Consider the following 15,673-nt stretch of genomic DNA (forward strand, 5'->3'; position numbering starts at 1 on the left):
ATATTCTTCTTCCGGGAGCACCCGCACCGTGTCCGACCGTCTGATCATCCGTGGCGCGCGCGAGCACAACCTGCGTGACGTCAGTCTCGACCTGCCCCGGGACGCCCTCATCGTCTTCACCGGGCTCTCCGGCTCCGGCAAGTCGAGCCTGGCCTTCGACACCATCTTCGCCGAGGGGCAGCGCCGCTACGTCGAGTCGCTGTCGTCGTACGCGCGGCAGTTCCTCGGCCAGATGGACAAGCCCGACGTCGACTTCATCGAGGGCCTGAGCCCGGCCGTCTCCATCGACCAGAAGTCCACCTCGCGTAACCCGCGGTCCACCGTCGGCACCATCACCGAGGTCTACGACTACCTGCGGCTGCTCTTCGCCCGCATCGGTGAGCCGCACTGCCCGGTCTGCGGCGAGCGGATCTCCCGGCAGAGCCCGCAGCAGATCGTCGACCGGGTCCTCGCCATGGCCGAGGGCACCAGGTTCATGGTGCTCGCCCCGGTGGTCCGGGGCCGCAAGGGCGAGTACGTCGACCTCTTCGCCGAACTCCAGGCCAAGGGCTACGCCCGCGCCCGGGTCGACGGGGTGGTGCACCCGCTGACCGAGCCGCCGAAGCTCAAGAAGCAGGAGAAGCACACCATCGAGGTGGTGATCGACCGGCTCAGCGTCAAGCCGGGCGCCAAGCAGCGGCTGACCGACTCGGTCGAGGCCGCGCTCGGTCTCTCCGACGGTCTGGTGCTGCTCGACTTCGTCGACCTGCCCGAGAACGACCCGGCCCGGGAACGCCGCTACTCCGAGCACCTGGCCTGCCCCAACGACCACCCGTTGGCGATCGAGGACCTGGAACCCCGGGTGTTCTCGTTCAACGCGCCCTACGGGGCCTGCCCGGAGTGCACCGGCCTGGGCACCAAGAAGGAGGTCGACCCGGAGCTGGTCGTCCCCGACCCGGAGCGCACCCTGCGCGAGGGCGCGCTGCAACCCTGGGCCACCGGGCACAACCTGGAATACTTCCTGCGCCTGCTGGAGGCGCTGGGCGAGAGCCAGCACTTCGACGTCGACACCCCGTGGCGGGCGCTGCCGGCACGGGCCCAGAAGATCATCCTGCACGGCTCCGACGACCAGGTGCACGTGCGCTACCGCAACAAGTACGGCCGCGAGCGCTCCTACTACACCGGCTTCGAGGGCGTGGTGCAGTGGATCGAGCGCCGGCACACCGACACCGAGAGCGACTGGTCGCGCGACAAGTACGAGGGCTACATGCGCGACGTGCCCTGCGCGGCCTGCGGCGGCACCCGGCTCAAGCCCGAGGTGCTGGCGGTCACCATCGCCGGCAAGAGCATCGCCGAGGTGTGCAACCTGTCGGTGGGTGAGGCGGCCGAGCTGCTCGCCGGCATCGCGCTGACCGACCGGCAGAAGATGATCGCCGAGCGGGTGCTCAAGGAGATCAACGCCCGGCTGCGGTTCCTGCTCGACGTCGGCCTGGACTACCTCTCCCTGGACCGGCCGGCGGGCACCCTGTCCGGTGGCGAGGCGCAGCGCATCCGGCTGGCCACCCAGATCGGCTCCGGCCTGGTCGGCGTGCTCTACGTGCTCGACGAGCCGTCGATCGGCCTGCACCAGCGGGACAACCACCGGCTGATCGAGACCCTGCTGCGGCTGCGCGGCCTGGGCAACACCCTGATCGTCGTCGAGCACGACGAGGACACCATCCGGGTGGCCGACTGGATCGTCGACATCGGCCCCGGCGCGGGCGAGCACGGCGGCCGGATCGTGCACAGCGGTTCGGTACCGGCGCTGCTGGACAATCCCGAGTCGGTGACCGGGGCGTACCTGTCGGGCCGGCGGGAGATCCCCACGCCGAAGCAGCGTCGGGCGCAGACGCCGGAGCGGGAACTGGTGGTGCACGGGGCGCGCGAGCACAACCTGCGCAACCTGACCGTGCCGTTCCCGCTGGGTCAGCTCATCGCGGTCACCGGGGTCTCCGGCTCGGGCAAGTCGACGCTGGTCAACGACATCCTGTACGCGGTGCTGGCCAACCAGATCAACGGGGCGCGGCTGGTGCCGGGCCGGCACACCCGGGTCTCCGGGCTGGAGCACGTCGACAAGGTGGTCGGCGTCGACCAGTCGCCGATCGGCCGTACCCCGCGCTCCAACCCGGCCACCTACACCGGGGTCTGGGACCACGTCCGCAAGCTGTTCGCCGAGACCACCGAGGCCAAGGTCCGGGGGTACGGCCCCGGCCGGTTCTCGTTCAACGTCAAGGGCGGCCGCTGCGAGGCGTGCTCCGGCGACGGCACCATCAAGATCGAGATGAACTTCCTGCCGGACGTCTACGTCCCGTGCGAGGTGTGCAAGGGTGCCCGCTACAACCGGGAGACCCTGGAGGTGCACTACAAGGGCAAGACCGTCTCCGACGTGCTGGAGATGCCGATCGAGGAGGCGGCCGAGTTCTTCTCCGCCATCCCGGCCATCCACCGGCACCTGCGCACGCTCAACGACGTGGGCCTGGGCTACGTCCGGCTGGGCCAGCCCGCGCCGACGCTGTCCGGCGGTGAGGCGCAGCGGGTCAAGCTGGCGTCGGAGTTGCAGAAGCGCTCCACCGGCCGCACGGTCTACGTGCTCGACGAGCCCACCACCGGCCTGCACTTCGAGGACATCCGCAAGCTGCTGATGGTGCTGGAGGGCCTGGTCGACAAGGGCAACACGGTGATCACCATCGAGCACAACCTCGACGTGATCAAGTCGGCCGACTGGCTGATCGACATGGGCCCCGAGGGCGGTCACCGGGGCGGCACCGTGCTCGCCACCGGCACCCCGGAAGAGGTCGCCGAGGTCGCCGAGAGCCACACCGGGCAGTTCCTGCGTTCGGTGCTCAAGCTCGACGGCCAGGCCCGGGGCGCGAAGGCGGCGGTGACCCGGGCGGCCCGCGCCAACGGCACGACGCCGAAGGCGCGTACCCGCAAGGTGCCGGCCAGGGCCAGCTGACCCGGCGGGTCGGGCTGCTCCGCCCGGTGTTCCCGGGCGGCCGGGGTGAACCGTCGGGCACAGTGGTGCGTGTGCTCCAGTGAGCCGCGCGGGTCGACGACCGGCGGCAGCAGTCGAGAGAAAGGCCGGAGATGACAGACGACCAGGTGCCGACCGGGCCCGGTACGCAGACCCGACGTGCCCTGCTGGCCGGGGCCGGCGCGGTGGGGGCAGCGGTCCTCCTGACCGCCTGCGGCGACGACTCCGGTGACGAACCGGCCACCCCGGCCACCGGCGGACCGGCCGCGACCTCCGGCGGGTCCGGCGCCGCCGCGATCGCCAGGACCGGTGACATCCCGGTCGGCGGCGGCCAGGTCTACGCGGCGCAGGGCGTGGTGATCACCCAGCCGACGGCGGGGCAGTTCAAGGGGTTCGACCCGATCTGCACCCACCAGGGTTGCCCGGTGTCGAACGTCGACGGCGGGACGATCAACTGCACCTGCCACAACAGCAAGTTCGCCATCGCCGACGGCGCGGTCAGGGAGGGGCCGGCGACCAAACCGCTGGCCGCCAAGGAACTCAAGATCGACGGCGATCAGATCTCGCTGGCCTGACCGGCACCGGCCGGCCCGGAGGACGTCCTCCGGGCCGGCCGGTCGGATTCACTGCGGGTAGACCGCCATCTCCCAGATCGAGTAGCCGTACGTGGTGGCCCGGGTCACCCCGTGCATCCGGACGTAGCGGGCGGTCGTGGTGGGGAAGGCCGCCACGTCGGTGCCGCCGTCGCCGGCCGTGGTCGACCACACCGTCCGCCACGTCGACCCGTCGGTCGACACCTCGATCCGGTACGACCGGGCGTACGCCGACTCCCAGGCCAGCGTCACCCGGCCCACCTGCCGGGCCGACCCGAGGTCCACGCTGAGCCACTGGTCGTCGGCCCAACTGCTCGCCCAGCGGGTGCCCAGGTCGGAGTCGACGGCCTTGGCCGCCCCGAAGAACAGCTCGCTGCCCGATGCGGTCGCCGTCCGGCCGGCGGCCAGGTTGGTCAGGTCGTCGCCCCGCCGGGCCGGGAACGACACCACCTGCTGGAAGGTGGGCCGGTTCTGCCAGGCGATGGTGGCGTGCTTGATCCCGCCCAGCGGCGACTGGATGATCGCGTCCGCGCACCACTGGTCACCGGCGGCGCAGCTCGCGTCGCCGGGGTACACCTGGGCCGCCGGGGTGGCCGCCGCGGTGCGCAACGTGTCCAGCAGCACCTGCCGGCAGCCGGCCAGGTTCCCGGCCCCGCAGTAGCCCCGGCCCAGCCCGCCGCGCACCGGGTCGCCGAGCACCGCGCGCAGGTCCTTGTCGACGTAGCCCCACCAGCCGTACTGGAAGGACGAGCCCTTGTGCGACTGGGCCTCGTTGGCCGAGGTCGGCAGGTTGGACTTGTCGCCCTGCTGGTACCCGGAGGGGGACTCGTTGATCTGGATCGCGTTGATCAGCGACTGGTAGAGGTCCGGGCCGAGTTGGTCGCGGAACATCCCCCGGACCAGTAGCGGCCACCAGGCGTCGAAGGTGCGGATCGCGTCGGCGTGCCGGTAGACCTTCGACCCCTTCGCCGTCTCCACCCGCAGCGCGCCGTCCTGCCGCCACGCCTTGAGCCGGCTGACCTCGGTGGCCAGCGCGGCGTCGGCGACGGGCTGGCTCTCCAGCACCCGGATCAGCTCGTCGAGCACCTCGGCCCCGCGCAGGTCGGTCACGCCGGCCTGCGCGACCAGCGCGGTCAGCGAGCCCCGGTCGAACTTCCGGCCGGCCGCAAGGCCCGCCTTGAGCGGGCGGTCCAGCAGGTCGGCCCGGTGCACCGCGCCGAAGCTGTAGTTGCCGTCCGCGCCGCCGAAGTCCTTGGCCTGCTTGTTGTTCCAGCTGACGTAGTAGTCCTGGTTGACCGACCGGGGGTGGGCGGCCAGCGGGGCGTAGTCGGCGGTGTTCGTCGCCGGGTCGAAGCCCTGCCACTCGTAGGCCGGCTCGGCCTTCATCGGCAGGTTCGGGTTGGACCCGGCGGCCCGCACCGGGTTCAGCCCGGAGTTGAAGTACGCCGACTCGGTGGAGTTGACGTAGAACCAGTTGAACGCGTACTCGACGTTGTTGGCCGAGGCGACGAAGGCGTCCGCCGAGCCCATCTGGGTCGGGTCGTTGAACATCTGGAAGCCGATCGCCGAGTCGGCCTCGTGCCGGTAGGTGGAGCGTAGCTGGGTGAACGCGTGCGGTTTGCCGCCCACCGTGCCCCGCCAGGACACCAGGCCGAGCCTCGTCCGCCAGGCCACCAGCTTGTACGACCCCTTGGCGGTGCCGTCGGCGAGGGTCGGGGTCCACTTGTTGACGTGCGCGAGCTGTTCCATCGCCACGCACTGCCCCCGGTAGAGGTAGTGGTCGGCGGCGAGGGTGGGGGCGCTGCCGTCGGTGGTGCACAGCGGCACCGCGTAGGTGTCGGTGATGTCGTGGATCGACGAGGTGGCGCTCCACGCGTAGTCCTGCCCCCGGCCGAGCAGCACGTAGAGGTTGAGACCGGCGAACGCCGCGCCCCGGGCGCTGATCCCCGGTCCCTGCAACTCCTGCACCATCAGCAGTTGCGGGGAGAAGTAGCCGGTCTGCGGGCCGAAGACCGCGACCGGGTGCCCGGTGGCCGAGTTCGCGGCCGAGACCACCGCCGCGTTGGACATGCCCCGGTGCGCCGGGCTGATGGTCAGCCCGGACAGCGCGGCGGCCAGCTCACCGGACGCGCCGACGCCGGTGGCACGGGCCGGGGCGGCGGTGCTGCCGGCGGAGCCGGTCGGGTCGGTGAAGATCGGCTCGACCCGGGCCGAGCCGGCGTCGGGCAGTGCCACGCTCGCCGCGTCCGGGGAGGCGTCGCCGTACGGGAAGCTCTGCCCGTCGTGCAGGGTCAGCACGGTCTCCGGGTCGTTCTGGTTGCGGAACGCCGTCCACACCCGGTCGCCCTCGGTGGCCCCGTACTTGGCGCGGGCGGCGATGCGGACCAGCGCGGACTGCATCTCGGTGCCGCCCCCGCCGCCGAACAGCCCGCCCACCACGCCGGCGATGGCGATCAGGTCGGTGAGCTGGAACGGCTCCGGGCCACCGGCGTTGGTGACCGCGTCCAGGTGGCCGGTCAGCACGTACTCGCCGGGGCAGTTGCGGGCGCCCATGCAGACGCCGATGTAGGCGTTGATGCCGGCGATGTACTCCTGCACGTCGGCGTAGAGCTGCTGGCCGCGCGGACCCTTCGTGCGCAGCGCCTCGACCTGCGCCTGGAGGTCCGCCTCGGTGTACGGCGAGTTGCGCCAGACGCTCTGCTCCAGCGCCCGGTTGCCGGGGGCGCCCCCGGCGAACGAGGTGAGGGTGCCCCGGCCGACGTGCCGCAGCAGGTCCATGGTGAACAGTCGGTCCTCGGCCCCGGCGTATCCCGCGCCGTACATCGTGCCGCCCCGGGTGGTGCCGGTGACGTGCGGGACGCCTGTCGCCTTGTCCCGCAGGATGCGGACGTCGGAACGGGGCGAGTAGTCGCGTTCGACCTGCCCCTGCGGCACCCCGAAGGAGGCGTCGTTGAAGAACGAGCCGATCTGTTCCTCACGTAGCCCGGCGTAGCCGTAGACCAGGTCGGCGTAGCGGCCGAGCTGGTCGGCGGAGTGCCGGGGCAGGGTGCCGAGGGTCTGGTTGCCCAGCACCTCGACGAGGGTGGCGTTGCCGTTCTGGCCGGGCGGCAGGATGTCGCCGCACTCGCCGAGGCAGTAGTCCTCGGGGGCGTAGGCGGTACGCGGCGCGGCGGCCTCGGCCGGTGTGGCGGGGGTCGCGGTGAGCAGGGCGGCGACGCTGATGCCGGCGGTCAGGCCGGCGAGCAGGCGGCGGACGGTGGGGGGACGGGGCATGCGATCCTCCGATGAGGATGGGGATCTTTACGTGAATAACATTCGGTTACCGGATGGTAATCTCCGTTCGTCGATATCGGAAGACGTCCATCGAGCCGCCGCCGGATCTTTACTCCGGAGTGTCGAGTCGGTCGGGGCGGGTGGATATCTTTCGATCCGGTACCGGGCCGACGCCCGCCGTCGCCCCGCCCCCGACCGGTGTCCCCCGCCGGTTCCGCCGCTCCAGATTGGATCGTCGATGAAGGTCGTCCGTCTGCTCGCGTCCGCGACGCTGCTCGCGGTCGCGCTCACCCCGTCCGGGGCGGCCGCCGCCTCGGCCGCCCCCGCCCCCGCCGGGACCGCCGCCGCCCCCACCTCGGGGGCGTTCTCCGTGCTCACCTACAACGTCGCCGGCCTGCCGGACATCATCTCCAGCGGCGACCCGGCGACGAACACCCGGCCGATCGGCGAACGGCTCGGTGGGTACGACATCGTGCACGTCCAGGAGGACTTCAACTACCACGCCGACCTGTACGCCACCGACCAGCACCCGTACCGGACGCCGACCAGCGGGGGTGTGCCGTTCGGCAGCGGCCTCAACACGCTGTCGAACTACCCGTACAGCGACTTCGCCCGGGTGAAGTGGAACTCCTGCAACGGCACCGACTGCCTCACCCCGAAGGGCTTCACCGCCAGCCGCATCCGGCTCGCCGAGGGCGTCTACGTCGACTTCTACAACGCCCACCCCAACGCCGGCACCACCGACGCCGACCTGGCCGCCCGCCGGTCCAACCTCAGCCAGCTCTCCGCGTACGTCGCCGCCAACTCGGCAGGCAACGCGGTGGTGCTGATGGGTGACCTGAACGTCCGTTACACCCGTACCGGTGACAACATCCGCGACCTGGTCGCGGCCAACGGGCTCACCGACGTCTGGGTGCAGCAGGAACGGGCCGGCCAGCCGCCGGCCGCCGGTGACCCGGCGCTGGTCTGCGACGAGGCCAACGTGACCGACTCCTGCGAGGTGGTCGACAAGATCCTCTACCGGGGCAACAAGCTGGTCCGGCTCGCCCTGAACCGCTACCACAACGAGCATGCCCGGTTCCTCACCCCGACCGGCGGGCCGCTGTCCGACCACTACCCGCACGCCGCCTGGTTCGACTGGACCCTCGACCCGACGCTGCAGGCCAGCGACACCTGGGGCGGCCCGCACGGCACCCCGTTCACCGACGCCGACCGGGTCGGCCCGGCGGTCACCCGGGTCACCCTGCGCGGCGGCTCCCGGCTCGACGCCGTCGGCGTCGACCTCGCCGATGGCGGCCAGCTGCGCCACGGCGGCACCGGCAGGACCGAGACCGGCCTCACCCTCGCCCCCGGCGAGCGGATCACCCAGGTCACCCTGACCCAGGGGCAGAAGGACGGCCGGACCAGGATCTTCTCGGCCCGGCTCAGCACCGACCAGGGTCGCGTCCTGGCCGCCGGTACGCCCACCTCGGCGGCGGTCACCTTCACCGCACCGCCTGGCGGTCGGCTGGCCGGATTCTTCGGTCGCAGCGGCACCGAGGTCGACCAGCTCGGCGTGATCTGGAGTGTCGGGGGCAACGGATAGTCTCGGTGCCGTGGCTGATCCCTCGACCTACCGCCCCGCGACCGGCACGATCCCCGAGTCCCCCGGGGTCTACCGGTTCCGCGACGGCACCGGCCGGGTGATCTACGTCGGCAAGGCCAAGAGCCTGCGCAGCAGGCTCAACTCCTACTTCGCCGACCCGTGGGGGCTGCACGAGCGCACCCGGCAGATGGTCACCACGGCCGAGTCGGTCGACTGGGTCACCGTGGGTACCGAGGTCGAGGCGCTCCAGCTCGAATACACCTGGATCAAGCAGTACGACCCCCGGTTCAACGTCCGGTACCGCGACGACAAGTCGTACCCGTACCTGGCGGTCACCCTCGACGAGGAATACCCGCGGCTGCAGGTCATGCGGGGCGCGAAGCGTAAGGGCGTGCGGTACTTCGGGCCGTACTCGCACGCCTGGGCGATCCGCGAGACGCTCGACCTGCTGCTGCGGGTCTTCCCCGCCCGCACCTGCTCCACCGGGGTGTTCAAGCGGGCCGGGCAGGTGGGCCGGCCCTGCCTGCTCGGCTACATCGGCAAGTGCTCCGCGCCCTGCGTGGGCACCGTCTCCGCCGACGCGCACCGGGCGATCGTCGACAACTTCTGCGAGTTCATGGCCGGCCGCACCGACAGCATGGTGCGTCGCCTCGAACGCGAGATGACCGAGGCCAGCGAGCAGTTGGAGTTCGAGCGGGCGGCCCGGCTGCGCGACGACGTGGCCGCCCTGCGCCGGGCCATGGAGAAGCAGACCGTGGTGCTGGGCGACGGCACCGACGCCGACGTGGTCGCCTTCGCCGACGACCCCCTCGAAGCCGCCGTGCAGGTCTTCCACGTCCGCGACGGCCGGGTACGCGGCCAGCGCGGCTGGGTGGTGGAAAAGACCGAGGAGCTGACCACCGGCGACCTGGTGCACCACTTCTGCACCCAGGTCTACGGCGGCGAGCAGGGCGAGGCGGACGTCCCCCGGGAGTTGCTCGTCCCCGAGCTGCCCGGTGACGCCGACGCGCTCGCCGACTGGCTCAGCGCCCGCCGGGGCAGCCGGGTGTCGCTGCGGGTGCCCCAGCGGGGCGACAAGAAGACCCTGCTGGAGACGGTGGGCCGCAACGCGAAGGACGCGCTGGCCCGGCACAAGCTCAAGCGGGCCGGCGACCTGACCACCCGGGGCAAGGCGCTCGACGAGATCAGCGAGGCGCTCGGCATGCGCACCTCGCCGCTGCGCATCGAGTGCTTCGACGTCTCCCAGATCCAGGGCACCGACGTGGTGGCCAGCATGGTCGTCTTCGAGGACGGGCTGCCCCGCAAGAGCGAGTACCGCCGGTTCATCGTCCGGGGCGCCACCGACGACCTGTCGGCGATGTCCGAGGTGCTGCGTCGGCGCTTCGCCCGCTACCTCGACGCCCGCGCCGAGACCGGCGAGCTGGGCGAGGAGACCGCGTCCGACCCCGACCGCCCCGGCATCGACCCGACCACCGGCCGGCCGCGCAAGTTCGCGTACCCGCCGCAGCTCGTGATCGTCGACGGTGGCGCCCCGCAGGTGGCGGCGGCGGCCCAGGCGCTGGCCGAGCTGGGCATCGACGACGTGGCACTGTGTGGGCTGGCCAAGCGGCTGGAGGAGGTCTGGCTGCCCGACGACGACTACCCGGTCATCCTGCCCCGCACCTCCGAGGGGCTCTACCTGCTGCAACGCGCCCGCGACGAGGCGCACCGGTTCGCCATCACCTTCCACCGGCAGCGGCGCTCCAAGCGGATGACCGAATCGGCCCTGGACACCGTCCCCGGGCTGGGCGAGGTACGCCGCAAGGCGCTGCTGCAACACTTCGGCTCACTCAAACGGCTCTCCGCCGCCACCGTGGAGGAGATCGTCGAGGTGCCCGGGGTGGGCCGCCGCACCGCCGAGGCGATCCTCGCCGCCCTCGACGGCGACCCGAAGACCACCGCCCCCACCCCGACCGACTGACCCCGTCGGGCCCTGGCCCGTCCCGGTCCGGGTCCGGGCGTCTGTCCCGGTCCGGGCGTCCGTCCCGGTCCCGGCGTCCGTCCCGGTCCGGGCGTCCGTTCCGGTCCGGGCGTCCGTTCCGGTCCGGGCGTCCGTTCCGGTCCGGGCGTCTGTCCCGGTCTCGGCGTCTGTCCAGGACCCCGTCCGGCCGAGCCTGACCGGGCCCGTTGAGCTTGGCGTGATCAACTCGACTGGGGCGAAGTTGCGGTGTCCGGGGGCGGGGATAGTGCAACATCGGCCCAGTCGAGTGGATCAACGGCGGTGGGGCCGCGAGTGGGTCGGTCAGGGGTGGGCCGGGGGTGATGTTGCGGTGTCCGGGGGCGGGGATAGTGCAACATCGGCCCAGGTGAGTCGATCAACGGCGGTGGGGCCGCGAGTGGGTCGGTCAGGGGTGGGCCGGGGGTGATGTTGCGGTGTCCGGGGGCGGGGATAGTGCAACATCGGCCCAGGTGAGTCGATCAATGGCGGTGGGGCCGCGAGTGGGTCGGTCAGGGGTGGGCCGGGGGTGATGTTGCGGTGTCCGGGGGCGGGGACAGTGCAACATCGGCCCAGGTGAGTCGATCAATGGCGGTGGGGCCGCGAGCGGCCGGTCAGGGGTGGGGCGGGGGGCGATGTTGCGGTATCCGACGGGCGGGATACCGCAACATCGACCCACGGGGGTGGATCAAGGAAGGCCGGTCAGGGCTGGTCGGCGAGGACGGCGAGGATGGACTCGCCGTACTTGGCCAGCTTGTTCTCGCCGACGCCGCTGATCCTCGACAGCTCGGCCAGCGAGGTGGGGGCGTCGGTGGCGATCTGCCGCAGCGTCGCGTCGTGGAAGATCACGTACGCGGGAACGCCCTGTTCCTTGGCGGTGGCTCCCCGCCAGGCCCGCAGCCGCTCGAAAAGCGACCCGGCCGCCGGGGACAGCTCGGCGACCACGGTGGCCGCGCCGCGTGGCTTCGCCGATCGGGCCGAGGCGACCTTCTCCGGCTCCCGGCGCATGGTCACCGTGCGGCGGCGGGCCAGCACCTCCGCGCTGGCCTCGGTGAGCGCCAGCGTGCCGTAGTCGCCCTCGACCGCCAACAGCCCCTCGGCGAGTAGTTGCCGGACCACCCCGCGCCACTCCGCCTCGCGCAGCTCGGTGCCGATGCCGAAGGTGCTCAGCGCGTCGTGGCCGTACTGGCTGATCTTGTCGTTCTGCTTGCCGAGCAGGATGTCGACGCAGTGCCCGGCCCCGAAGCGCTGGTTGCGTTCCCGGTCGAGCCGGTAGACGGTGGACAGCAGCTTCTGCGCGGCCACCGTGCCGTCCCAGGTCTCCGGCGGGGTCAGGCAGGTGTCGCAGTTGCCGCAGTCGGCCGTGCCGGATTGGCCGAAGTATTCGAGCAGCTGTACCCGGCGGCAGCGGACCGTCTCGCAGAGCGCCAGCATGGCGTCCAGGTGGGTGGCGAGGTTACGCCGGTGGGCCAGGTCGCCGTCCGACGTCTCGATCATCTTGCGCTGCTGCACCACGTCCTGCAGGCCGTAGGCGAGCCAGGCGGTCGACGGCAGCCCGTCCCGGCCGGCCCGCCCGGTCTCCTGGTAGTAGCCCTCGACCGACTTGGGCAGGTCGAGGTGGGCCACGAACCGGACGTCCGGCTTGTCGATGCCCATCCCGAAGGCGATCGTGGCGACCATGACCAGGCCGTCCTCACGCAGGAACCGCTGCTGGTTGGCGGCGCGGGTGCCCGCGTCCAGGCCGGCGTGGTAGGGCAGCGCGGCGACCCCGTTGGCGACCAGGAACTCGGCGGTCTTGTCCACCGAGGCCCGGGACAGGCAGTAGACGATGCCGGCGTCGCCCGGGTGCTCGTCGCGCAGCAGGGCCAGCAACTGCTTGCGGGGCTCCTTCTTGGGCACGATCCGGTACTGGATGTTGGGCCGGTCGAAGCTCGCCACGAAGTGCTTCGCCTCGGTGAGCTGGAGCCGGGTGGCGATCTCGGCCCGGGTGGCGCTGGTGGCGGTCGCGGTCAACGCGATCCGGGGCACCGCGGGCCACCGCTCGTGCAGCATCGACAGGGCCAGGTAGTCGGGGCGGAAGTCGTGCCCCCACTGGGACACGCAGTGCGCCTCGTCGATGGCGAACAGGCCGATCCGCCCCCGGTCGAGCAGTTGCTGCACGCCCCGGGTGCCCAACGCCTCCGGGGCGAGGTAGAGCAGGTCCAGCTCACCGGCGACGAACGCCTGCTCGACCGCGCGCCGGGCCGCGTAGTCCTGGGTGGAGTTGAGGAAGCCGGCGCGGACGCCGACCGCCGTCAGCGCGTCGACCTGGTCCTGCATGAGGGCGATCAGCGGGGAGACGACCACCGCGACGCCGTCGCGGACCAGCGCCGGGACCTGGTAGCACAGCGACTTGCCGCCACCGGTGGGCATCAGCACCAGCGCGTCCCCGCCGGCCACCACGTGGTCGATGACCTCCTGCTGGAAGCCCCGGAAGGCGTCGTAGCCGAAGACCCGGCGGAGCACGTCGAGGGCGTCGGAGGCGCGCAGCTCGGTGGGGGAGACCATCCGGGGAGTCTACGGACCCGCACCGACACCGCCGGCCACGACGCCCCCGCGCCGTGCCCCCCGCCGGGCACCGCCCTGACGTCACCGGCGTCGGTCCGTTGCGGTTGGATGGCCCGATGGCGGTACGCATCGACATCGACGCACTCCGGGACGCGGCCGGGGCCGACGTCTGCGCAGCGGCGGACGAGCTGACGGTCGCCGGCCAGCCGGCGGAGATCAACCCGGCCGGCGGCGGGGTGACCGGGGTGATCCGTACGGCGGGACAGCCGTCGTACGAGGTCTGGGTGGGGGTCACGGCGGACGGCTTCACCACCGAGTGTGACTGCGCCGCCGACACCGATCTGTGTGCGCACGCGGTGGCCCTCACCGCCGCCGCGCTGGCCGACGGCTTCGCGTGGTCCTCGACGGCCACCCCCTGGTCGGATGCGGCGGTCGATCCCCGGGTCGCGGAGCTGACCGCGCTCGCGCAGGCTCTGCCCGCGCGTCGGCTGGCGGCGTTGGTCGGCGAGTGGGCGGCCACGGACCCGGTGTGGGAGAGCGCGCTGCGGGCGCAGGCCGGCCACTCCGCCTCCCGCGCCGCCACCGAACACGACGACAGCTAGGCGACCGGGCCGCCACCGCCGGGGCAGGGAGGGCACACGGCGCTGGTCAGCTGCCGTGCCGGACCCATCGGGCAACCCGCCGTCGGGCGTGCCGGGATCGACGCCGCCCGCCGGGATAGAGTCGTCGACTGACCCTGTGCGGTACGGGGCCCGAGGGCCCGCCGCCACGAAGCGGGAGTGGTGGGATGGTCGAGGCGCGGACAACCGGCGGGTACGCCGAGGGCGGCACGGCGGAGTCGGACACCACGCTGGTGGTGGTCACCGGCCTGTCCGGCGGTGGCCGTAGCACCGTCGCCCGCGCCCTGGAGAACGTCGGCTACTACGTGGTGGACAACCTGCCGCAGGCGCTGATGCTGGACATGGCCGAGCTGGCGATGAAGGCCGGTGGGGCGGCCCGGCGTACCGCGATGGTGCTGGACGTCCGGTCGCGGGCCTTCTCCACCGACCTGGCCGGGGCGATCCGGGAGCTCAAGGAGCGCGGCTTCTCGCCCCGGGTGGTCTTCGTCGACGCCGACGACGAGGTGCTGATCCGACGGTTCGAGAGCGTCCGCCGCTCGCACCCGTTGCAGGGTGAGGGCCGGCTCGCCGACGGCATCGCCGTCGAGCGGGAGCTGCTGGAGGAGGCCCGGGACCAGGCCGATGTGATCATCGACACCAGCCACCTCAACGTCAACCAGCTCCGGCGCCGGGTCGAGGAGCTGTTCGGCGGGGAGGACGCCCGTCGGTTGCGGCTCACCGTGCTCTCCTTCGGCTTCAAGTACGGCCTGCCGCCGGACGCTGATTTCGTGCTCGACGCCCGGTTCCTCCCGAACCCGTACTGGGTGCCCGAGCTGCGGGAGCACACCGGGCGGGAGGCGGCGGTCAGCGCGTACGTGCTCGGCCAGGAGGGCGCGGACGCCTTCGTCGCCTCGTACGCCGAGCTGGTCAACGCCACCACCGCCGGGTTCGAACGCGAGGGCAAGCGGTACCTGACGGTCGCCGTCGGCTGCACCGGCGGCAAGCACCGCAGCGTGGCGATCGCCGAGGAGTTGGCCGAGCGGCTGCGCCAGTCGGGGCTGGCCGCCAACGCGCAGCACCGGGACCTGGGGCGGGAATGACGGCGATGTCGGTGGTCGCCTTCGGCGGGGGACACGGCCTGTCCGCCTCGCTGCGGGCGCTGCGGCACTGCGCCGGGGAACTCGAACTGGACATCACCGCCGTGGTCACCGTCGGCGACGACGGCGGCTCCAGCGGTCGGCTGCGCGCCGAGCGCGGCGGCCTGCCCCCGGGTGACCTGCGGCAGGCCCTGGTGGCACTGGCCGGCGACCATCCGGCCACCCGCCGCAGCGCCGGGCTGTTCCAGCACCGGTTCGCCGGTGACCCCCGCGACGGGCTGGCCGGTCACGCGGTGGGCAACCTGGTGCTCTGCGGCCTGATGGAGCAGCTCGGCGACCCGGTGGCCGCGCTCGCGCACGCCGGGGCGATGCTCGGCGCGGTCGGCCGGGTGCTGCCGATGTCCGCCGAGCCGCTGGACATCGAGGCCCGGGTCCGCGGGGTGGACCCGACCCGCCCCGACGAGGTCCGCACGGTGCACGGCCAGCGCCACGTGGCGGTGACCACCGGCACGGTGGAGGCGCTGCGGATCACCCCGGACGCGCCGGTGGCCTGTGCGGAGGCGGTGGCCGCGGTCGGCGGGGCGGACTGGCTGATCTTCGGGCCGGGGAGCTGGTACACCAGCGTCCTGCCGCACCTGCTGGTGCCGGGGTTGGCCGAGGCGATCGTGACCAGCCCGGCCCGCCGGCTGGTCACCCTGAACCTGGCCGCCGAGCAGGAGACCCTGGGGCTCTCGGTGGCCGACCACCTGGCCGCCCTGCGCTGGTACCTTCCGCAGCTCACCGTGGACTACGTGGTGGCCGACTCCAAGGCGGTGGGTGACCCCGAACCGGTCGGGCGTGCGGCAGAATCGCTTGGTGCCCGGTTGGTCCTCGCCCCGGTCGCCGTCGACGACGGCACACCCCGTCACGATCCGGCCGCCCTGGCTGCGGCACTGGTGCCTGTACTGGGCGCCGATCGTTAAGCACGTACGTAATCACCGGCGACACGCCGGTACCGGTCCGTGAGGGGGCG

Annotated in this window: 9 protein-coding genes; 7 read left to right on the forward strand and 2 right to left on the reverse strand. The window is 72.3% G+C overall.

From position 1 onward, the window contains the following. Window positions 1-28 precede the first annotated feature (28 nt). Both uvrA and ACN265_RS08140 read left to right on the forward strand, forming a co-directional pair. Entirely contained in the window at window positions 29-2,974 is a 2,946-nt protein-coding gene (gene uvrA, locus ACN265_RS08135) for an excinuclease ABC subunit UvrA (protein ID WP_421406587.1), read from the forward strand. Between the two features lie 131 nt (window positions 2,975-3,105). Next, window positions 3,106-3,567 (forward strand): Rieske (2Fe-2S) protein, encoded by a 462-nt coding sequence (locus ACN265_RS08140; RefSeq protein ID WP_420117714.1) that lies wholly within the window; start codon window positions 3,106-3,108, stop codon window positions 3,565-3,567. Between the two features lie 48 nt (window positions 3,568-3,615). Here ACN265_RS08140 and ACN265_RS08145 read toward each other — a convergent pair whose 3' ends face one another. Next, entirely contained in the window at window positions 3,616-6,858 is a 3,243-nt protein-coding gene (locus tag ACN265_RS08145) for a penicillin acylase family protein (protein WP_421406589.1), read from the reverse strand. A 238-nt stretch (window positions 6,859-7,096) separates the two neighbouring features. Between ACN265_RS08145 and ACN265_RS08150 the strand changes: the two genes are divergently transcribed. Both ACN265_RS08150 and uvrC read left to right on the forward strand, forming a co-directional pair. Next, a complete protein-coding gene (locus ACN265_RS08150) occupies window positions 7,097-8,443 on the forward strand; it encodes a jacalin-like lectin (RefSeq protein WP_421406590.1) in 1,347 nt (448 codons plus the stop codon). A 10-nt stretch (window positions 8,444-8,453) separates the two neighbouring features. Next, window positions 8,454-10,403, forward strand: coding sequence for an excinuclease ABC subunit UvrC (gene uvrC / locus ACN265_RS08155; RefSeq protein ID WP_421406592.1), 1,950 nt, complete (start codon window positions 8,454-8,456; stop codon window positions 10,401-10,403). 717 nt (window positions 10,404-11,120) lie between these two features. On the opposite strand, the gene recQ is transcribed toward uvrC, so the two are convergent. Beyond that, complete coding sequence (recQ, locus tag ACN265_RS08160) at window positions 11,121-12,965, reverse strand: DNA helicase RecQ (RefSeq protein WP_421406593.1); 1,845 nt, start codon at window positions 12,963-12,965, stop codon at window positions 11,121-11,123. Window positions 12,966-13,081: 116 nt separating this feature from the next. On the opposite strand from recQ, the gene ACN265_RS08165 reads away from it, so the two are divergent. The 3 genes from ACN265_RS08165 to ACN265_RS08175 all read left to right on the forward strand — a co-directional run bounded on the left by ACN265_RS08165 (window position 13,082) and on the right by ACN265_RS08175 (window position 15,623). Further along, a complete protein-coding gene (locus tag ACN265_RS08165) occupies window positions 13,082-13,567 on the forward strand; it encodes a hypothetical protein (protein WP_421406594.1) in 486 nt (161 codons plus the stop codon). A gap of 185 nt (window positions 13,568-13,752) precedes the next feature. Beyond that, a complete protein-coding gene (gene rapZ, locus ACN265_RS08170; RefSeq protein ID WP_204926084.1) occupies window positions 13,753-14,664 on the forward strand; it encodes an RNase adapter RapZ in 912 nt (303 codons plus the stop codon). Beyond that, window positions 14,661-15,623, forward strand: coding sequence for a gluconeogenesis factor YvcK family protein (locus ACN265_RS08175; RefSeq protein WP_420117708.1), 963 nt, complete (start codon window positions 14,661-14,663; stop codon window positions 15,621-15,623). Before rapZ ends, ACN265_RS08175 begins: the two co-directional genes overlap by 4 nt. Window positions 15,624-15,673 lie beyond the last annotated feature (50 nt).

Origin of the sequence: Micromonospora sp. WMMD730 (assembly GCF_049178955.1) — a bacterium.
Classification (GTDB): Bacteria; Actinomycetota; Actinomycetes; order Mycobacteriales; family Micromonosporaceae; genus Micromonospora; species Micromonospora wenchangensis.

Excerpts from the sequence above, each read along its gene's own strand:
- recQ (WP_421406593.1), bottom strand. The coding sequence starts at position 12,965 with ATGGTCTCCCCCACCGAGCTGCGCGCCTCCGACGCCCTCGACGTGCTC.
- ACN265_RS08140 (WP_420117714.1), top strand. The coding sequence starts at position 3,106 with ATGACAGACGACCAGGTGCCGACCGGGCCCGGTACGCAGACCCGACGT.
- ACN265_RS08150 (WP_421406590.1), top strand. The coding sequence starts at position 7,097 with ATGAAGGTCGTCCGTCTGCTCGCGTCCGCGACGCTGCTCGCGGTCGCG.
- ACN265_RS08165 (WP_421406594.1), top strand. The coding sequence starts at position 13,082 with ATGGCGGTACGCATCGACATCGACGCACTCCGGGACGCGGCCGGGGCC.
- ACN265_RS08175 (WP_420117708.1), top strand. The coding sequence starts at position 14,661 with ATGACGGCGATGTCGGTGGTCGCCTTCGGCGGGGGACACGGCCTGTCC.
- rapZ (WP_204926084.1), top strand. The coding sequence starts at position 13,753 with ATGGTCGAGGCGCGGACAACCGGCGGGTACGCCGAGGGCGGCACGGCG.
- ACN265_RS08145 (WP_421406589.1), bottom strand. The coding sequence starts at position 6,858 with ATGCCCCGTCCCCCCACCGTCCGCCGCCTGCTCGCCGGCCTGACCGCC.